18 protein-coding genes are annotated in these 19,466 nt (G+C 61.4%); 10 read left to right on the top strand and 8 right to left on the bottom strand.

Going from position 1 to position 19,466, the window contains the following annotated elements; translation table 11 throughout:
• Positions 1-89 precede the first annotated feature (89 nt).
• Positions 90-857 (top strand): hypothetical protein, encoded by a 768-nt coding sequence (locus D0T11_RS02130; protein ID WP_119654128.1) that lies wholly within the window; start codon positions 90-92, stop codon positions 855-857.
• 41 nt (positions 858-898) lie between these two features.
• Here D0T11_RS02130 and D0T11_RS02125 read toward each other — a convergent pair whose 3' ends face one another.
• From D0T11_RS02125 to D0T11_RS02115, 3 genes are all read right to left on the bottom strand, one after another.
• Positions 899-1,753 (bottom strand): carboxypeptidase-like regulatory domain-containing protein, encoded by an 855-nt coding sequence (locus tag D0T11_RS02125; protein ID WP_119654127.1) that lies wholly within the window; start codon positions 1,751-1,753, stop codon positions 899-901.
• Positions 1,754-1,998: 245 nt separating this feature from the next.
• On the bottom strand, positions 1,999-2,403 hold the full coding sequence (locus D0T11_RS02120) for a GlcG/HbpS family heme-binding protein (protein ID WP_119654126.1): 405 nt from the start codon (positions 2,401-2,403) through the stop codon (positions 1,999-2,001).
• A 364-nt stretch (positions 2,404-2,767) separates the two neighbouring features.
• The gene (locus D0T11_RS02115; RefSeq protein ID WP_182888206.1) at positions 2,768-3,607 is read right to left on the bottom strand and encodes a hypothetical protein; all 840 of its coding nucleotides are present in this window, start codon (positions 3,605-3,607) and stop codon (positions 2,768-2,770) included.
• 144 nt (positions 3,608-3,751) lie between these two features.
• Between D0T11_RS02115 and lepA the strand changes: the two genes are divergently transcribed.
• The 7 genes from lepA (at position 3,752) to D0T11_RS02080 (ending at position 10,812) form a co-directional block, all read left to right on the top strand.
• A complete protein-coding gene (gene lepA / locus D0T11_RS02110) occupies positions 3,752-5,539 on the top strand; it encodes a translation elongation factor 4 (protein WP_119654124.1) in 1,788 nt (595 codons plus the stop codon).
• 106 nt (positions 5,540-5,645) lie between these two features.
• Positions 5,646-5,843, top strand: coding sequence for a hypothetical protein (locus tag D0T11_RS02105; RefSeq protein WP_119654123.1), 198 nt, complete (start codon positions 5,646-5,648; stop codon positions 5,841-5,843).
• 15 nt (positions 5,844-5,858) lie between these two features.
• Positions 5,859-6,767: a bifunctional 5,10-methylenetetrahydrofolate dehydrogenase/5,10-methenyltetrahydrofolate cyclohydrolase gene (locus D0T11_RS02100; protein WP_119654122.1), complete on the top strand. Its 909-nt coding sequence runs from the start codon at positions 5,859-5,861 to the stop codon at positions 6,765-6,767.
• A 154-nt stretch (positions 6,768-6,921) separates the two neighbouring features.
• On the top strand, positions 6,922-7,572 hold the full coding sequence (locus tag D0T11_RS02095; RefSeq protein ID WP_245990576.1) for a 7-carboxy-7-deazaguanine synthase QueE: 651 nt from the start codon (positions 6,922-6,924) through the stop codon (positions 7,570-7,572).
• An 18-nt stretch (positions 7,573-7,590) separates the two neighbouring features.
• Positions 7,591-9,543 carry an OmpA family protein gene (locus D0T11_RS02090; protein ID WP_119654121.1) on the top strand — a complete coding sequence of 651 codons (1,953 nt, stop codon included), beginning with the start codon at positions 7,591-7,593 and terminating at the stop codon, positions 9,541-9,543.
• 377 nt (positions 9,544-9,920) lie between these two features.
• A complete protein-coding gene (locus D0T11_RS02085; RefSeq protein ID WP_119654120.1) occupies positions 9,921-10,262 on the top strand; it encodes a hypothetical protein in 342 nt (113 codons plus the stop codon).
• Between the two features lie 184 nt (positions 10,263-10,446).
• The gene (locus tag D0T11_RS02080) at positions 10,447-10,812 is read left to right on the top strand and encodes a hypothetical protein (RefSeq protein ID WP_147374482.1); all 366 of its coding nucleotides are present in this window, start codon (positions 10,447-10,449) and stop codon (positions 10,810-10,812) included.
• Between the two features lie 98 nt (positions 10,813-10,910).
• On the opposite strand, the gene D0T11_RS02075 is transcribed toward D0T11_RS02080, so the two are convergent.
• Complete coding sequence (locus tag D0T11_RS02075) at positions 10,911-12,203, bottom strand: citrate synthase (RefSeq protein WP_119654118.1); 1,293 nt, start codon at positions 12,201-12,203, stop codon at positions 10,911-10,913.
• A 247-nt stretch (positions 12,204-12,450) separates the two neighbouring features.
• On the opposite strand from D0T11_RS02075, the gene D0T11_RS02070 reads away from it, so the two are divergent.
• Entirely contained in the window at positions 12,451-13,350 is a 900-nt protein-coding gene (locus D0T11_RS02070) for an aldo/keto reductase (protein ID WP_119654117.1), read from the top strand.
• A 193-nt stretch (positions 13,351-13,543) separates the two neighbouring features.
• Here the strand turns inward: D0T11_RS02070 and mnmE are convergent, their stop codons facing one another.
• The 4 genes from mnmE to D0T11_RS02050 all read right to left on the bottom strand — a co-directional run bounded on the left by mnmE (position 13,544) and on the right by D0T11_RS02050 (position 18,214).
• The gene (gene mnmE / locus D0T11_RS02065) at positions 13,544-14,935 is read right to left on the bottom strand and encodes a tRNA uridine-5-carboxymethylaminomethyl(34) synthesis GTPase MnmE (protein WP_119654116.1); all 1,392 of its coding nucleotides are present in this window, start codon (positions 14,933-14,935) and stop codon (positions 13,544-13,546) included.
• A 198-nt stretch (positions 14,936-15,133) separates the two neighbouring features.
• On the bottom strand, positions 15,134-15,793 hold the full coding sequence (locus D0T11_RS02060) for a metal-dependent transcriptional regulator (RefSeq protein ID WP_119654115.1): 660 nt from the start codon (positions 15,791-15,793) through the stop codon (positions 15,134-15,136).
• 123 nt (positions 15,794-15,916) lie between these two features.
• A complete protein-coding gene (locus tag D0T11_RS02055) occupies positions 15,917-16,936 on the bottom strand; it encodes a 3-oxoacyl-ACP synthase III family protein (protein ID WP_119654114.1) in 1,020 nt (339 codons plus the stop codon).
• Between the two features lie 102 nt (positions 16,937-17,038).
• Positions 17,039-18,214, bottom strand: coding sequence for a glycosyltransferase family protein (locus D0T11_RS02050; protein WP_119654113.1), 1,176 nt, complete (start codon positions 18,212-18,214; stop codon positions 17,039-17,041).
• Between the two features lie 211 nt (positions 18,215-18,425).
• Between D0T11_RS02050 and D0T11_RS02045 the strand changes: the two genes are divergently transcribed.
• Positions 18,426-19,250 (top strand): 2,3,4,5-tetrahydropyridine-2,6-dicarboxylate N-succinyltransferase, encoded by an 825-nt coding sequence (locus D0T11_RS02045; RefSeq protein WP_119654147.1) that lies wholly within the window; start codon positions 18,426-18,428, stop codon positions 19,248-19,250.
• Positions 19,251-19,466: the final 216 nt, after the last annotated feature.

The following is a 19,466-nucleotide window of genomic DNA, read 5'->3' as shown; positions in this document are numbered from 1 at the left end:
CGTTTATTATGTCAGATAGCCCAGAAGTATCCGTGGAAGCAGTAGTCCGGCGGTTTGGTTTCGCTAGCTTTGCGCAATCCGGAATCGGAATGCCAAAAAACGTACAAAGCGTGTTCTTGGGACTGTTGCTGGTGGGGGCGACGGCCTGGTTGTACGGCTTTTTTATGCCCGCCTTTATCGCGGGGAAAAGCCTCGACGACCTGCCTCAGCTTACCTACCACCTCGATCCGGCTGATAAGGCCGAAAAGCTTCAGTCAGGCCGCAAAACCGACTTCCGAAAAGCCTACTACGCGGCGGATAAAGCTTGGCGCACCAGCCGTAATACCTGGCTCGATACCGGTTCCGGGGTAGCTATTAGTAGCCTGACGGTGCTCCTGTTTCTGCCGGCCGGCCGGGTGCGGACCCTGGCCCAGTTGCGGCGGCAGCGAACCATTCGCAAAACACGGTTTATCGTCTGGCTCAACCTGGGCTGGGGACTGCTGTACGTGTCGCTGAACTGGTATTATCACTACCGAAGCGGCCGCTTCGACTATGCCCCCTTTGCCGACACCATTGCCATTCCGCTGCTGTACGGGCAACTAGCGCTGCTGGTGGGATGGCTGCTGAGCAACGCGGTGCTGCTGCCCGCGCTTTGGCCGGCGTGCCTGCCCGCGTTGCTGTTCGGGAGGCTGCCTCTTGATACCTGGCAAGCGCGGTTAGTGGGGGCAGTATTGGGGTTTTTGATCTTGATAACGATCCTCTATGCCGTGCTGACCATCATCGACGGCGACCACCTGACGATTCCGGTGGCGCTGCTGTTTGTTTATCTGCTGCTGGTGCTGCGGGCCGGTTATGGGCGGGCCTTCAGCAACCGGTAAATCCTCTCTGCCACTCACTGAATCCGTGTCCGTTCCGCCCCTTACTCCGTCATCACCGTGAAATACAGGCTGGGCTGCATGGCGTGGATGGTCCAGATGGCCTCGCTGTTCTCGCGCTCCACCATCACCTGCTTTTTCTGGCGAGTCACGGGAATGGAAAAATACTTGTTCCAGGGGTCCTGCGTTTCGCTTTGCAGCCACTGAATGGTGGCCACCACGGGCTGGCCTTCCAGTTGCAGGTCGTAGGGGCGCAGGTCCACGCTGAGCCAGCCGCGTTGTTTGGTGGTGCTGATGAGTTGGATGTCCTGGCTGAGCAGGGCCTTGCCGGGGCGGCCGTTTTCGAGGGCGTACAGGTTCAGGCGGAAACGGAGCTGCTGGTAGTTGTTGTCGGCCAGAAACACGTGGAACTCCTCCAGGTAGGTGCGGCGCAGGGGGGTGAGCACCGTGCCCAGTTCCCAGCCCCATTCATCGTCCACGGTTTCCTTGCCGCTGGAGCCGCCCATCCACAGCACGTCGCCCTTGGCGCGGGACTGGCCGAGTAGGGCCGCGTGCACGGGCCGGCGCTGCACGACCACGCCCAGCAACTCCTGCTCCTGGGGCCGCAGCCGGAACACGCGCTGCCCGCCGGCCAGCGCGGCCGGTGGCACGGCCGTGCGCGCAAACCCCACCGACGTGACCACCAGCGTATCGCCCAAATCGGGGGGCAGGCGCAGCAGGTAGCGGCCTTGCTCGTCGGCCACGGTGCCAATGCTGCGGCCGGGCACGCCCAGCGTAGCGAAGGGTACCGGCTCGCCGGTCTGGTCGTTGAGTATCTGGCCCTGCACAAGCCGGTTCTGGGCCAAGGCGAAGTGAGAGCAACCAATCAGGACCAGGGCTGCGAGTAGCCGATGAATCATAGCGGGATAAAAGAAGTGCGTAATCAAGCGCGAGGGCAAAAGAAAGTACAATGTCGGTTCCGAAAGAAGCGGCCACTCTAAAACGCCGGATTTGCTCGACAAAAAGTGCCATTTGGCCGGTCGGGCCAGCGTGCTCAGGTGGAGTAGGGAATAAAACGGCTGCCCCGCCGGACGCGAAATCGTGCAAAACCCAAAAACGCCGGACCCCCGGCCCGGCGTTCAATGGCTGCTACAAGCGGCAGCGGCTAGCGCAGCGCGTGCATCCCGGCTTCGGCCACAATGTGGTCGTTTTCCACCGAGTCACCCGAAACCCCGATGGCACCCACAACCTCACCTTGCGCATCTCTGAGGGGAAGGCCGCCGGGGAAGGTGATGAGGCCGCCGTTGGAATGCTCAATATTGTAAAGCGGGCCACCGGGCTGCGAGAGTCCGCCGATGTCGCCGGTGGGCATATCGAAGAAGCGGGCCGTTTTGGCCTTCTTGATGGAGATGTCGAGCGAACCGAGCCAGGCCCCGTTCATGCGGGCGAAAGCCACGAGGTTGGCCCCGGCATCAACCACGGCAATATTCATCTTCACGCCTGTTTCCTGGGACTTCTGCCGGGCGGCTTCGATAACCTGCTGGGCCTGCTGGAGAGTGATGTTGTTCATGCGAGTGAAATTAGGTGGGGTAGGTGGTACGCAGCCGGAAGCAGAAGGGTGGAAACCAACCAAAGGAAGTTGATGGGAGCAGAGTATAAGGGTGCCGGCTCCAGGMCCCCGGGATAGCGGAAGCGCAACCCCGGTCCTGGAGCCGATACTGTTTCCTGAGCAGACTCGTCCGGCTCCGCTACACGAATTCGTAGCCCCGCCCCGGGGCCTGGCGGTGGCGGGCGTCGAGGTAGCGGTTGAGCCGGAAAACGGCGCTGATGAGGACCTGGGAGCGCCGCCGTATCGACTCACGCTTACGGTCCGCAGCGGGAAACCAGCCATGCCCAGCGGATAAAAGGGCCTGCCCCCTCAGACTGCCTGCCGCCTAAAACCGCAGGCCCGGGGTCAGCACCCACCACCACGCCCCGGCAACCAGCAGCGTGAGGGCGGCCAGCTCCCAGGCCGGGTACGATTTGCGGGAGCGGGGCAACGTCTGGTCGAACAGCTCGCGGCGGCTGTGCAGGGCCAGGGGCAGCAGCAGCAGGGCCATCGTCAGAAAGTGCAGCAGCTCGTTCTGGGTCAGGTCGGGCAATTTGAGCACGGCCAGCGCCAGGCTGCCCAACAGCCACGGAGCCCACAGGCCCGCCCGAATCAGTTGGGGGCGGTTATCGAACTGCATCAGGGTGATGGAATCGTGGCTTTGCAGAAACCCGATGGCGGCGAAATACCCCACCACCACTTGCAGCAGCGCGGCCACCACGGCCAGCGCGATATTGGGAATGTTGCCGGCTAGAAACAGCCAGCTGGGCAGGTACCAGGCCCAGTTTTCCAGCAGCGTATCCGCCGCCAGCGCCCCCAACACCAGGTTGCAGGCGTGCAGCACCACCCACAGCAGCCAGAGCTTGAGCAGGCCGGGTTGCTGCCGGGCCCCGAACCAGAACCAGAGCACGGCTCCCAGCCCCAGGAGTGCGCACACGGCCGGCCCCGCGCCATACACGGCCAGTACGCCAATGCGCCACCACTGCGGGTCGGCAATGGTGAAGTGGATACCGCTCACGCCCCAGATGCCCGGAATGCTCAGCCGCCGGGCCATGCCCACGGTGGCCGCCTGGTAAGCCCCCTGCACGAGCAGGTAGGCCAGCAGGTAGAGGATGGTACTGTTCAGGGCCAGCACCTTGGTTTTGCTGGCGGGATGATCGGAAGACAAAGCAGATAGGGCAGACATGAGCACGATACGTGGCGGGATTCAACGGTTAAAAATAGGGAGTCGGCCGCAGAATCCAGCCGGCGGGTTTTGGGGCCGGCCCGCGCCGCCGTAGCATATCCCAACCCCGTTGCGTACCTTTGAAGCTAGAAAAAACTGCCTCCAGTGAAGAACATCCGCAATTTCTGCATCATTGCCCACATCGACCACGGCAAAAGCACGCTCGCCGACCGCCTGCTCGAATTCACGAGCACCGTGGCCAAGCGCGACATGCAGGCCCAGCTGCTCGACAACATGGACCTGGAGCGGGAGCGGGGCATCACCATCAAGAGCCACGCCATCCAGATGCAGTTTCCCTACAAAGGGGAAACCTACACGCTCAACCTGATTGACACCCCCGGTCACGTCGATTTCAGCTACGAAGTGAGCCGCAGCATTGCCGCCTGCGAAGGCGCGCTGCTCATCGTGGATGCCTCCCAGGGCATTGAGGCCCAGACGATTTCCAACCTCTACCTCGCTATCGGGGCCGACCTGGAAATCATTCCCGTCCTCAATAAAATCGACCTGCCCCACGCCATGCCGGAGGAAGTGACCGACGAAATCGTGGACTTGATCGGCTGCGACCCGGGCGACATCATCCACGCCTCGGGCAAAACCGGGCTCGGTATTGAGGCTATTCTGCACGCCATCATCGAGCGGATACCGGCTCCCAAAGGCGACCCCGAAGCGCCCTTGCAGGCCCTGATTTTCGACTCCGTTTTCAACTCCTACCGGGGCATTGAGGTGCTGTTCCGCATCAAGAACGGCACCATGAAAAAGGGCGACAAGCTCCGCTTTATGGCCACCGGCAAGGAATACGGGGCCGATGAAATCGGCATTTTGGGCCTCAACCAGGAACCCCGCCAGCAAATGGGGGCCGGCAATGTGGGCTACCTCATCTCGGGTATCAAGGAAGCCCGCGAAGTAAAAGTGGGCGACACCATTACCCACGTGGCCAACCCCACCAAGGAAGCCATTCAGGGCTTTGCCGACGTGAAGCCGATGGTTTTTGCGGGCATCTATCCCGTCGAAACCACCGAGTACGAGGAGCTGCGCTCGTGCATGGAAAAACTCCAGCTCAATGACGCCTCCCTGGTTTGGGAGCCCGAAACGTCGGTGGCCCTGGGCTTCGGCTTCCGCTGCGGCTTTCTGGGCATGCTGCACATGGAAATTGTGCAGGAGCGCCTGGAGCGCGAGTTCAACATGACCGTGATTACCACCGTGCCCAGCGTGCAGTTCCACGCCACCGGCACCAAGGACCAGCTGCTGACCATCAACGCCCCGAGCGAAATGCCGGAGCCGAACATGATCAAGTACATCGAGGAGCCCTTCATTAAGGCCCAGATCATCACGGCCGCCGATTACGTGGGGCCTATCATCACGCTCTGCATGGAGAAGCGCGGCGTCATCAAGGGCCAGAGCTACCTGACTTCCGAGCGGGTAGAAATGACCTTTGAGCTGCCGCTGTCGGAAATTGTGTTCGACTTCTTCGACAAGCTCAAAACCATCAGCCGCGGCTACGCTTCGCTTGATTACGAGCTGATCGGCTTCCGCGAATCGGACATGGTCAAGCTCGACATCATGCTCAACGGCGAGAAGGTGGATGCCCTGTCAGCCATCGTGCACCGGAGCAAGAGCTACGAGTGGGGCCGCCGCCTGTGCGAAAAGCTGCGCGAGTTGCTGCCCCGCCAGCAGTTCGAAATTGCCATCCAGGCCAGCATCGGCCAGAAAATCATTTCCCGCGAAACGGTGAAAGCCCTGCGCAAAAACGTAATTGCCAAGTGCTACGGCGGCGACATCAGCCGCAAGCGCAAACTGCTCGAAAAGCAGAAAGAAGGCAAGAAGCGGATGCGTCAGGTGGGTTCCGTGGAAATCCCGCAGGAAGCTTTCCTGGCCGTTTTGAAAATTGATTAACGAGTGAGACGCGCTCCGTTGGGGCGCGTTTTTTTTTTGCGCGTACTCCTCATTTTTTTTACCTGATGCACTTCTTGACCGGGTGTGTGTTGCTAAACCCCAAACCATGTCTTCCCACCTCATCAAGAATTGCACGAGCCACGAGCAGCTAGAGAAAATCCGCAAGGGCCAGGAGCGCAAGTTCCGGTGGCGGGACGATTGGCCCGCCATGGAGAAAGCCCTGCTCGAATCCGGTGCCGAGGCCATTGCCGCCCACGAAGCGCTTCAGAACAACCTGCCCAACGAAGAAACGAAATCAGTTTAACCTTCCTGCTTGCGCATGACCACCGCCCCCGACGCCACCACCTACCGCCTCATTGACGGCAAGCAAACCGCCGAGGCCATCAAAGAAGAAATTGCTGCCGAGGTAGCCCAGCGCAAAGCCGCCGGGCACAAAACACCGCACCTGGCCGCCATTCTGGTGGGCCACGACGGAGGCTCGGAGACGTACGTGCGCAACAAGGTGCTGGCCTGCGAGCGGGTGGGGTTCGAAAGTACCCTGTTGCGCTACGAGGACACCATCACGGAAGCCGAGCTGCTGGCCAAGGTGGCCGAGCTGAACGAGGACGACCAGATTGACGGCTTCATTGTGCAGCTGCCGCTGCCCCGCCACATCGACACCAACAAGGTGATTGAGGCGGTGCGGCCCGAGAAGGATGTGGATGGCTTCCACCCGATGAACATCGGGCGGATGGTGGCCGGGCTGCCGGCCCTGCTGCCCGCTACGCCCTCGGGCATCGTGGAGCTGTTGCGCCGCTACGAGCTGCCCACCGATGGCAAGCACTGCGTGGTTATCGGCCGCTCCAACATCGTGGGTACGCCGGTTAGCATCCTGCTGGCCAAGAATCTGGAGCCCGGTAACTGCACCGTTACCTTATGTCACTCCCGGACCCAGAACCTGGCCGCCATCACCCGCACCGCCGATATTCTGGTGGCTGCCCTGGGCCGCCCCGGGTTCGTGACGGCCGATATGGTGAAGCCCGGGGCGGTGGTTATCGACGTGGGCACCACCCGCGTGGAGGATGCCGCCAAGAAATCGGGCTGGGCTCTGAGAGGCGACGTGGACTTTGCCGAAGTGGCCCCGCGCACCTCCTGCATCACCCCGGTTCCCGGCGGCGTCGGCCCCATGACCATTGCCATGCTGCTGCTGAACACGCTGCGGGCCGCGAAGGGGGAGGTGTACGGTTAAGAGCCGGCGCGAACCCAACTAAAACCCACGTTGGCTTTCAGAATTCGGGTTAGAATGCTACTTTTAAAGTCGGGCCGCCAGGGAAGGAGACAATTGCCGCGGCAGTTGGATTACCCGGCGGTCCGGCTTGTTTTTTCTGAGAATACCACCTGTTTTGCTGCACGAACTTCCCGTTACGTCGGCCGCCCCGGCTGAGCCGGCGGCCGCCCCCTCGCTGCCCGTTATGGAGCAGTTTTACACCATTCAGGGGGAGGGCTACAACACCGGCCGCGCCGCCTACTTCATCCGGTTGGGGGGCTGCGACGTGGGCTGCGTGTGGTGCGACGTGAAAGAATCCTGGCCCCTGGATGCCCACCCGCGCCAGGCTGTTGCCGATTTGGTCGCGGCCGCCACGGCCCACCCCGGCCGCAACATCGTGATAACCGGCGGCGAGCCCCTCATGCACGATTTGGCGCCCCTGACGGTCGCCCTGCACGCGGCCGGCTGCCAGAACTGGATTGAAACCAGCGGGGCCTACCCGCTGAGCGGAAACTGGAACTGGATTTGCGTATCGCCGAAAAAGTTTAAAGCACCGCTGCCCTCGGTGCTGGCCGCCGCCCACGAGCTCAAGATCATCGTTTTCAACAAAAGTGACTTTGCCTGGGCCGAGGAGCACGCCGCCCTGGTCGGGCCGGAGTGCCGCCTCTACCTCCAGCCGGAGTGGAGCAAGGCCCCGGCCATGATGCCGCTCATCGTGGACTACGTGAAAACCCACCCGCGCTGGCAGGTGTCGTTGCAGACGCATAAATTCCTCGATATTCCCTAGCGCCCTACTTTTCCGCCTATGCGCCGTTCGCTTATCGTTCCGATAGTTGTGCTGCTGACTGCCGGCGGTTTGCGCCCGTCGTCTGCCGTGGCCCAGGCCCGGCTCAGCACCACCAACACCAAGGCCCGCAATTTGTGGGACAAGGCGCAGGGCCAGGCCAAAGCCCGGGACTTCGACAAGGCCATTGAAACGCTGAACCAGCTCAGTCAGAAGTTCCCCTCCCTGGGTGAGCCCTACGTGCTGAAAGGCTCCCTGCTCAAGGCCATGGGCGAGAATCAGCAGGCCTTTGAGGCCTACCGCGACGGGCTGAGCAAGCTGCCCGTAGATGCCTCCCGCTCCAACGACTACTTCACGCTGGGCGAGCTGGCCATCAGCTTCGGCGACTACACTACCGCCGCCAGCGGCTACAAGAACTACCTCAAAACGGCCGCCAAAAGCCAGCGCAACGCCCCCCGGGCCCAGCGCCAGCTGCTCAACTGCGAGTTTGCCCAAAAGGCCATGGCCGCGCCCACTGGGATGCAGCCCGAGCGCCTGGCCGCACCGCTCAACACGTTCCGGTTTCAGTATTTCCCGGCCCTCACGGCCGATAGCCGCTTCCTGCTGTTCACGGGCCGCCCGACTTCGGAAAGCGGCGAAGACCTGTTTGTGAGCCGCCAGAACAAGGACGGCAGCATGGGCGAGCCGACCTCCATTTCGCCCGCCATCAACACGCCCTACAACGAAGGCGCAGGGGCCATTTCCGGCGACGGTAAAACGCTGGTGTTTGCCTCCTGCGACCGGCCTAACTCGGTGGGCAACTGCGACCTGTATATCTCGCGGCGCACCGGCAACGCCTGGAGTAAGCCCCTGAACCTGGGCCGCAACGTGAACTCGCCCGAGTGGGACTCCCAGCCCACGCTCTCGGCCGACGGCCGCACGCTCTACTTCACCAGCACCCGGCGCGGGGGCCAGGGCCAGGAGGATATTTACGTGACCACCCTCGACGAACACAACAACTGGACGCCCGCCCGCAACCTGGGCGCGCCCGTGAACACGGCCGGCAAGGACATGGCTCCCTTCATCCACGCCAGCGGCACCACGCTCTACTACGTCACCGATGGCCTCGTAGGCATGGGCGGGTTGGATGTGTACCGCTGCGAGCAGCAGCTTACCGATGGCAAGTGGAGCCCGCCCCAGAACCTGGGCTACCCGCTCAATACGTTCGAGAACGAAGCCTCCCTGTTCATCAGCTCCGATAACCGCCGGGGCTTCTGCTCCCGCTCGCGGGCAGCCGTGCCCGGCGTGAAGCAGGAGCGCGACCGGCCGGTGGAACTCTTCGGCTTCGAGGTGCCCCAGCAGGTGCGGGCCCGCGAAACCAGCACCTACACCCAGGGCCGCGTATTCGACGCCTTCACCAAGAAGCCCATCGCCGCCGACGTGCAGCTCTACGACCTCAACACCAATGAGCTGGTGCAGTACGTGGGTTCCGACGCCGAAAACGGCGAATACACCGTGGTACTCAACGAGGGCCGGCAATACGCCATGTACGCCGCCGCCGACAAGTATCTGATGAAAAGCCTGAGTTTCGATTACAGTGACAAACGCGCCTTCGACCCCCTCACCCTCGACCTTTACCTGGAACCCGTGCGGGCCGGCCGCAGCATCGTGCTCAACAACCTGTTCTTCGATGTGAACCAGTACGAGCTTAAGCCCAAGTCGCGTACCGAGTTGAACCGGCTGGTGAGCTTCATGAAGCAGTATCCCGAGGTGCAGGTCGAGGTATCGGGCCACACCGACGACGTGGGTTCCGACGACGACAACCAGGTACTGTCGCAGAACCGGGCCAAGTCGGTGTACGCTTATCTGGTGAGCCAGGGCGTGAGTGCCCAGCGGCTGCGCTACCGGGGCTACGGCGAGTCGAAACCCCTCATGCCCAACGATTCGGAAGCCCGCCGCCAGCAAAACCGGCGGATTGAGCTGCGCATTCTTTAGGTCCCCGCACGAACAGGAGTGAAGGTGCCGAAGCACCTTCTGGCAGAAGACTACAATCAAAAAAAAAGTCCGATTGCGAGAGCATTTGGACTTTTTTTTGATTGTAGTCTTCCTTTTTCATATGGTAATTATAATTCTGATAATGAGTGAATTACCATTTTGTAATAAAAGCTATGAAGAAGAATAGTGATAAAAAAACATTTTAAAGTTTAATAATTACGTGTACATTTGAATATTCCCAGATAGCTCAGCCGGACTGGTAGTTTAACTACAGGAGTCTCAAAGCGAGCCGAAATCCGGGAATACTACCTGTGTACACCATTTTTCTAAACCCTTCACCAACAAACAGTATGAAGAAGATTTCACTTTTCGTTTGCTTGCTGCTCGGAGTACAGACTGCCGTACTGGCGGGCGCTAAAAAAGAAGGCCCCACGGCCATCCAGGCCCGTGCTACGGCCCTCACCCGCTCCATTGCCGATAAAGTACGGCTCGACGAAGGCCAGTACCTGCAAGTAAAGCGCCTCAACATCCAGATGCTCTCGGAGCAGGAGGACCTGAAGACGCGTTTCGCGGCTGATCCAGGTATTCTGGACCAGCGTCTGGCCGACGCCCAGGTGCAGTACGAAGCGGATCTGCTGGAATTGCTGCGGCCTGCCCAACTGGCCCTGTTCCAGCAAAGCCGGGCCAGCATGACGGCTCTGGGCACGCTGCCCAAGTAGTACATCCAGGCAAAGCCCACCGCATAAACGGTGGGCTTTGTTTTTATCCGAGTAGTAGAAGAATGAACCCATATTTTTAAAGTAAATATTGGATATGTTATACAATAGGTGTATATTCAATTCAAGTTTCTGGCTTACATCACTCCGCTGACTCTCATCTTCCACCAACCTTACCACTACCGTTATGAAAAACGTCTTCGCTTGCCTGGCCGTCGCAGTACTTGTATCGGCTGGAACTCTGGCCCAGGCCGCTTCCGGTGACGGAGGCACTTCTATTTCGGAGCGTGCTACCGCCATGGCTTGGCGCATCGCCGAACGCGTGCAGCTCAGTGAGGGCGAATACATCAAAGTGCGTCGCCTCAACGTGCGGCTGCTCACCGAAACCGTGCAGGCTCGTAAGGAGCTCTCCGCCGACCGCGCCGCGCTCGACGTAGCATTGGCCGACATTCAGCAGCGTTACGACTGGGATTTGGCCGCCACGCTTCAGCCCCAGCAGTACGCCGTATACGAGAATATGAGAACCGAATTCACTGCCGTCAATGTTCGTTGATTAACAGATGCTTACGTGGCGTTAGTTGCAGTAACACCTGAATGTAAAAAAGCCCGCGCAAGCGGGCTTTTTTTGTTGTGCCAACAAACCGGATTCGATTAGGAGCGCTGGGCGAGAGCGACGTAATCACGGGCAGTTTCACCCACATAAATCTGGCGGGGACGGCCGATGGGCTCCTTATTGGTGCGCATTTCCTTCCACTGGGCAATCCAGCCGGGCAGGCGGCCCAGGGCGAACATCACCGTGAACATCTCCGTCGGAATACCGATGGCTTTGTAGATGATGCCGGAATAGAAGTCGACGTTCGGATACAGCTTGCGCTCCACGAAGTACTCATCGGTGAGGGCGGCCTGCTCCAGTTCCTTGGCGATTTTGAGCAGGGGGCTGGCTTCCAGACCCAGGGCGCTCAATACTTCATCGGCAGCCTTCTTGATGATGGTGGCGCGGGGGTCGAAGTTTTTGTAGACGCGGTGCCCGAAGCCCATCAGGCGGAACGAGTCGTTCTTGTCCTTGGCTTTGTCAATCCATTTCTGGGTGTCGCCACCGTCGCGCTGGATGGATTCGAGCATTTCCACTACTTCCTGGTTAGCTCCGCCGTGCAACGGACCCCACAGGGCGTTGATACCAGCCGAAACCGAGCCGTAGAGCGAGGCGTTGGCCGAACCCACGAGGCGTACGGTCGAGGTGGAGCAGTTCTGCTCGTGGTCGGCGTGCAGGATGAGCAGCTTGTTGAGCGCCTTCACCACTACGGGGTTGATTTCGTACTTCTCCGTGGGGAAGCTGAACATCATGTAGAGGAAATTGCCGCAGTAGTCAAGGTCGTTGCGCGGGTAGTTCAACGGGTGACCCATGTTGTTCTTGTACGTCCAGGCCGCGATGGTGGAAATCTTGGCCATGAGACGAATCACGTTCAGGTCAATCTCGTCCTTGCTCAGGTCCGGCGACACGCTTTCGGGGTAGAAAGCGGTGAGCGAACAAATCAGGGAGCTCAGAATGGCCATCGGGTGGGCCGCCGACGGGAAGCCGTCGAAAATCTTGCGCACATCCTCGTGTACCAGCGTGTGCTGGGTGATCTGGCTGCTGAATGCGTCCAGCTCGGCCTGGGTCGGCAGCTTGCCGTAAATCAGCAGGTAAGCAACTTCAATGAAGCTTGACTCCTCGGCCAACTGCTCGATCGGGTAGCCGCGGTAGCGCAGGATGCCCTCTTCGCCGTCGAGGAAAGTAATGGCGCTTTTCGTGGCCCCCGTATTCTTGTAACCCGGGTCGAGGGTTACGTAGCCCGTCTGGTCGCGCAGCTTGCTAATATCGAAAGCCTTTTCGTGCTCCGTGCCTTCGATAACCGGGAGGGTGTACGATTGCCCGTTGAGGATTAGTTCAGCAGATTCTGCCATAAAGCGGTGGTTGAAGAGTGGGGTTGTAGGGCGAAACTAACGAATTACCGGCAGGCCGGGAACCCGGTGAGCGTTTGGCGTCTATACTACAACTTCACCCGGGTGGTTGTTTGAGATGGGGTAAAGCACAAAGAAAAGCCCCCTGCCTGACAAGTGCGGCATGCCGACAAACTTTTCCCCGGTATTTCGCGCTATTTTTCACTCCGGCCCCGCTCATCGGGGCGCCACAACTTAGCATTTTCGACCAATGGAGAATGTATACCTGGGGGCTACTGATTTGCAGGTGAGCCGGATAGGCTTCGGGGGCATGTCGTTGGGGGCGGATGCGGCGGCCGACCAGCGCCGGCTCACCCGGGCGCACGCGGCCGGCATCACCTTTTTCGATACGGCCGACCTTTACGACCAGGGCCGCAACGAGGAATTGCTCGGGGCAGCTTTCCGCCACTGCCGCCCCGAAGTGGTGCTGGCCACCAAAATGGGCAACCAGTGGCGGCCCGACGGGCAGGGCTGGGACTGGAACCCTACGAAGGCGTATATCCTGCAAGCTGCCGATGCCAGCCTGCGCCGCCTCCAAACCGACTACCTCGACCTCTACCAGCTCCACGGCGGCACGCTTACTGATTCCCGGGATGAGGTGCTGGAGGCCTTCGAGCGGTTGCGGGAGCAGGGCAAAATCCGGCACTACGGTATTTCGTCCATCCGCCCCAACGTCATCCGCGAATATGTGCCGGGCTCAGGCCTCAGTAGCGTGATGCTGCAACTGAGCCTGCTCGACCAGCGCCCCCTCGAAACCGTGCTGGACCTTCTGCGCACCCACAACGTGGGCGTACTGGCCCGCGGAGCCCTGGCCCAGGGCCGGCTGGCCGGCAAACCCGCCACCGACTACCTCAGCCGGCCCGCCCCGCAGGTAGCCCGGGCCGCCGTTGCCGTGCAAACCGTTGCCGTTGAACTGGGCCAGATGCCCGGCATCATTGCCAGTCGTTTCGTGCTGGATACGCCGGGTGTAACGGCGGCCGTACTCGGAATTCGCACTGAGGCGCAACTGGCGCAGGCACTGCGACTGGCCGAATGCCCGCCGCTGTCCGCCGAAGTCCGGACGAGGTTGCTCCGCGCCGCGCCGGCCAACGGGTATGAGCAGCATCGGTAGAACAAAGCTGTGGTCCGGACTTCAGTCCGTAGCCCGACTTGGGAAAGTACTTTTTATCCCAGGTGCCGGCAGAATGGGTCGGGTGTGGACCTTGTTTCTGCCCGTCTTCGGCACGGCCCATTCTGCCGCAGTGGGGTTTAACAGTCATACGACGGCCCCAAAGTGGGGGCTACGGACTGAAGTCCGGGCCACATTATTTCCCGATGCAGAACTGGGTGAAGATGCTGGTGAGCAGGTCGTCGTTGCTGATTTCGCCGGTGATCTGGCCCAGGGCATTGAGGGCGTGGCGCAGGTCGGCGGCCAGCAGCTCGGTGCCGCCGCCGGTACTCAGGCCTACCAGCACGGCATCAAGGTGGCGGTGGGCCTGCTCCAGGCTCTGGGCGTGGCGCAGGTTGGTGATGATGGTGCTGGCCCCGGTGCGGTCCAGGCCTTCCAGGCGCACGCGCTGGAGTAACGCTTCGCGTAGCTCGTCGAGGCCGTCGCCGCGGGAGGCGGCAATCAGCACGGTGTCGGGGCGGGCCTGGAAGGGGAGTGATTCGGCATCCGAAGCCACATCGAGCTTGTTGCCCACGGCCAGCACGGGCACACCGGCCGGCAGGTTCAGGTCTTTAATTTCTACTTGAAGATCAGTGGGAGAAGTAGTCGTGATATCAAACAGATACACCACTAAAGAAGCCTGCTGAACCCGCTGCCGGGTACGGGCCACCCCAATGGATTCGACCACGTCGGTGGTATCGCGCAGGCCGGCCGTATCCACGAAGCGGAAGCGGATGCCTTCGAGGCTCACTTCGTCCTCAATCAGGTCGCGGGTAGTGCCGGCCACCTCCGACACGATGGCGCGGTCCTCGTTGAGCAGGGCGTTGAGCAGGGTACTTTTGCCGGCGTTGGGCCGGCCGGCAATAACGGTGGTCACGCCGTTCTTGATGACGTTGCCCAGCTCGAAGGAGCGCAGCAGGCGGCGCACCAGGGCCTGCACTTCCTGGAGCAGCTGCACCAGCCCGGTGCGGTCAGCAAACTCCACGTCTTCCTCGCCAAAGTCCAGCTCCAGCTCCAGCAGCGCCGCGAAGTGCACCAGCCGCCCGCGCAGGTCTTTGAGCTCTTGGGAGAAGCCGCCCCGCATCTGGCGCAGGGCCACCTGGTGGCTCAGGGCTGAGTCGGCGGCAATCAGGTCGGCCACGGCTTCGGCCTGGGCCAGATCGAAGGCCCCGTGCAAAAAGGCCCGCTTGGTGAACTCGCCCGCTTCGGCCAGCCGGGCCCCGTGGCGCAGCAGCAAGGCTAGCACTTCCTGCACGATGTAGTCGGAGCCATGGGTGCTGATTTCCACCACGTCCTCGCGGGTGTAGGAGTGCGGCCCCCGGAACAGCGACACGACCACCTCGTCCAGAATCCGCTCCCCGTCGCGGATAGTACCGTAGTGCAGGGTGTGGCCGGGCTGGTTGGCTAGGTGCTTGCCGGCAAACACCGCATCTGTCAGGGCAATGGCCCGGGGGCCGGAGAGGCGCACCAGGGCAATGGCCCCCGCGCCGGGCGGGGTGGAAAGGGCCACGATGGTATCAGAGAGCGAGAGGGGCAGGTTAGCGGCCACGGCGGCAGGGGAGAAGTGGGAGAAAAAAACGGCAAATCAGGGCCTTACCAGAACTGTCATTCCGACATTCCGCGCATCAAGCGGCGAGAGGAATCTGGGACAAGCTAATCGGACACTACTGCCAATTAACAAACGCAGATTCCTCTCGCCGCTTGATGCGCGGAATGTCGGAATGATAGTTTTAGTAAGCCCAGCGTCTCAGTCCGTCACTAACAGATTGCGACTGACTTCGACCGACACCAACTGTTTTTGTTTTTGGTTGATTCTGATTTCAAGTGAGTTGTCGAAGATGATCTTATCCAGTACTTCAAGGTGGGTACCGAGGTTGATGCCCACTTTGTCGAGGTATTGCAGGAAGGGGGCGGTGGTGTTGCGCACAGCCACCACGCGGCCCTGGTCGCCGGGGCGCAGGTCGGCCAGCAGGCGGTGCTGGGGGCGGTGCAGGATGCCCTCGGCCGTGGGGATGGGGTCGCCGTGGGGGTCGAGCTGGGGCGAGCCCAGGAACTCGTCGAGGCGGCGCACCAGCAGCTCGGAGTCGATGTGCTCCATCTGTTCGGCCACCTCGTGCACCTCGTCCCAGTTGAAGCCGAAGTGCTGGACCAGAAACACCTCCCAGAGGCGGTGCTTGCGGATGGTGAGCAACGCCAGCCGCCGGCCCTCGGTGGTGAGCGTGACGCCCCGGTAGCGGGTGTAGTGGAGCAAGCCCTTCTCGCCGAGGCGGCGCAGCATGTCCGTCACCGAAGCCGGCCGGGTCTGGAGCTCCTCGGCCACGCTGTTGGTGCTCACCTCGGTGCCCGGGTGGGCCTCCGAGAGCTTGTAAACGGCCTTCAGGTAGTTCTCTTCGGTATAGCTGGGCATGTTTTTTAATTAAGAATTAAGAATTAAAAATTAAAAATTGGCCGTTCAGCAGGTCCGATACTGACTCACTGAACGGCCAATTCTCAATTCTCAATTCTTAATTGTTAATTCTCAATTGACAATCTACCATTTAATCAGCGCGGAGGCCCAGGTGAAGCCGGAGCCAAAGGCGGCCAGGCACACCAGGTCGCCGCGCTTGATGCGACCTTCCTGCACGGCTTCGCTCAGGGCGATGGGCACGGAGGCGGCAGTGGTGTTGCCGTAGCGCTGGATGTTGCTGAACACCTTGTCGTCGGAAAGGCCCATTTTCTGCTGCACAAACTGCGTGATGCGCAGGTTGGCCTGGTGAGGAATGAGCATGTCGATGTCCTTGGACTCCATCCCGTTCTGATCGAGGGCCTCCTTGATGACCTGGGGGAAGCGGACCACGGCGTGCTTGAACACGTTCTGGCCGTTCATGTAGGGGTAGAGCTCGACCTCGTTCTCCATGTTCTGAATGAACTCGGTGCGGTTCTGGCGGTTAGAGCTGGGCTCCTTCACAATCAGCTCCTCGGCGTGCTCGCCCTGGGCGTGCAGGTGGGTGCTCAGGATGCCGTGGCCCTCGCGGGTGCAGGGGCGCAGCACTACCGCACCGGCGCCATCCCCGAAAATAACCGACACGGCCCGGCCGCGGGTGCTGATATCGAGGCCCGAGGAGTGAATCTCGGAGCCCACCACCAGCACGTTGTCGTACATGCCGGTCTTGATGAACTGGTCGGCCATGCTCAGCGCGTACACGAAGCCCGAGCACTGGTTGCGCACGTCGAAGGCCGGGATGGGAGCCTTGATACCCAGCTCGCGCTGGAGCAGCACGCCGGAGCCAGGGAAAAAGTAGTCGGGCGAGAGCGTGGCAAACACAATCATCTGCACGTCGTCGGGCTGGAGGCCGGCCATTTCCAGGGCTTTGCGGGCCGCGTTGGCCCCCATGTTGGCGGTGGTATCGGTGCCTTCCTTGAACCAGCGCCGCTCTTTAATGCCGGTGCGTTCCTGAATCCACTCATCGGTGGTATCCATCATAGGGACAAGTTCGGCGTTGGTTACCACGCGTTCGGGAACGTAGTGGCCGACGCCGGCAATTTCAGCGTTGCGGAGAGAGTTGTTCATCAGTGGGGGGATTTTCGGAGCAGAGCAGTCAGTAGAAAAGCGCGTGCCGAAGGTAGAAAAATTCGGAGCCCTGCCCCATAAACGGGCGGCAAAGGTCGGCAGTTACCGGATAGAATCCATAAGCCAGTTTAATTTTTCAGCTTCCTGGCGCCAAAATACGGTCGGCGGCACCCCCAGTGGATAGTAGCTACGGGTTTGCAAAGCCGCCGCCAACGCGGTGGCCGGCAGGTAATGGGGCTGCTGAAAATCGAAAACCAGCCCCGCGCCAGCCGGCTCCGTCAGCTCCATCCAGAGCGGGTTGGGCGGCAGCACCAGCGGCAGGGCCTCGCCCAGGTACTCGAATAGCTTGGTGGGGATGCAGCGGGCCGTGCTGGGGTGAGGCCGGTAGGGCAGCAGCCCCAAGTGGCTGCGCCGGATTTCGGCCAGCACCCGCACGTGGGGTATCAGCTCCAGGCCGCCAATAAGCGTAACGCGGCCCCCGGCGGCGGCCACCGCCGCCCGCAGGCGCACCAGCAGCTCCGGCTGCTGGCAGGCCCCGATAATGGTCAGGTGAACCAGCGGCCAAACTGTGCGCAGGTGCTCCGTGAAGCGCAACGCCTCCCACACGCCGTTCAGCTCCGAAATAGTGCCCGAGTACACCAGCCGCAACGGCTCGGTGGGGGCGGGCAGGCGGCGCGGGTAGCGTGCCGGGCCAGGGTCGGGGGGCTGGTATTTGTTCTCAATGATGAGGATGAGCTTCTGGTTATCGGGTGTTGGGTGTTGGTGGTTGGCGAAGGGGTGGAAAGAATCGGCAAGGGTCCCGGCGGCGAAGGGCAGCTCCCGGGCGTAGCTGCGTTCGGCCAGCAGCACGGCGGCGGCCCGGGCGGCGGCGCGGCTTTCCAGGTGGCGCACCAGCCCGGCCAGCAGGCTGCGCGCCCAGGCCGGGTACACGTGCTGGGTCCGGATGTTGAGCGCGTAATTTTCCCGCACATCGTACACGAACCGGCATTCGGGGTGGCATAGCTGCCAGAGCACGGTGGCCGGCAGCAGCTCCGGGGCATGCACGAATACCACCGTGGGGCGCAGGCGCCGGAGCAGCTGCCAATAGCGGCCTTGGGCCTTCAGGCGCCCCAGGCTCAGACGGGTGCCGCGCAGCAGCTCGTGCACGTGCAGGTTGGCGGGCAAATCCGGCGGGTGCGCAGCGGCCCGGCCCGCCACGTGCACCACCGTGCCCGGCCGCCCGGCTAGGGTGCGCCCAAACTTGCCCAGCATGCGGGTATCGTCGAGGGGCTTGAGCACAGAGGCCAGTAAAAGGGTAACGGGGGGCATTATCGTTTTTCGCTTCTTTGGTTTTCGCTTCTTGGTTTTCGTCACCCGCTGCACAACGGGTTGCGGGGTGATTGCGCCCGGCACTTGGTGGGCTCAGCCCGCATCCGCTACCTTTAGGCCCGTAAGCCGACAAGCCGGAAAGCAAACCACGAATAACGAAAAACGAAAAGTGAAAAACGAAATGTCCGACCTCCAAAACCTGATTGAAGCTGCCTGGAACGACCGGAGCCTGTTGCCGCAACCCGCCACCGTGCAGGCCATTGAGCACGTTATCGAAGAACTCGACAAGGGCCGCCTGCGCGTGGCCCAGCCCGGGGCCACCGAGGGCGCCGACTGGCAGGTGAACGACTGGGTGAAGAAGGCCGTGATTCTGTACTTCCCCATCCGCCAGATGGAAACCCTGGAAGTTGGCCCCTTCGAGTTCCGCGATAAAATGCGCCTCAAAACCGACTACCAGGGCCAGGGCGTGCGCGTGGTGCCGCCGGCCGTGGCCCGCTACGGTGCTTTCCTGGCCTCCGGCGTCATCCTGATGCCCAGCTACGTGAACATCGGGGCCTGGGTGGGTGAGGGCACGATGGTAGATACCTGGGCCACCGTGGGCTCCTGCGCCCAGATCGGGGCGGGCGTGCACCTGAGCGGGGGCGTGGGCATTGGGGGCGTACTGGAGCCGGTGCAGGCCGCGCCGGTTATCATCGAAGACGGGGCCTTCGTCGGCTCGCGCAGCATTCTGGTGGAAGGCTGCTTCGTGGGCAAAGAAGCCGTTATCGGGGCGGGCGTGACCATCACGGGCAGCACCCGCATTATTGATGTGACCGGGGCCGAGCCCAAGGAGTACCGCGGCTACGTGCCGGCCCGCTCAGTGGTGATTCCTGGCTCCTTGCCCAAGCAGTTCCCGGCCGGCGAGTTCCACGTGCCCTGCGCCCTCATTATCGGCCAGCGTAAACCCAGCACCGACCTCAAAACGAGCCTCAACGACGCCCTGCGCGAACACAACGTAGCCATCTGATCACGGATTGGCGCATATTTTAGCGGTTTTCACGGATTTTGTAGTCGGTTACAGACGAACTGGACCGTGCTTTTTCTCCACCCAACCCCCTGAGACAAGGGCGTTAAGCTCAGCGGTGCCTTAGCCGGAAACCGTGCCGGGCAATTGTAGTGGCGGCAGCAGCAGGAGCCGAACAATAAGCAGGAATAGTATCTTCGCTGCTGATCGGCCAGGGTA

The sequence above is a fragment of the Hymenobacter rubripertinctus genome (genome assembly GCF_003583925.1).
In the GTDB taxonomy this organism is placed as follows: Bacteria; Bacteroidota; Bacteroidia; order Cytophagales; family Hymenobacteraceae; genus Hymenobacter; species Hymenobacter rubripertinctus.
This window is presented reverse-complemented; position numbering and strand designations above follow the sequence as displayed.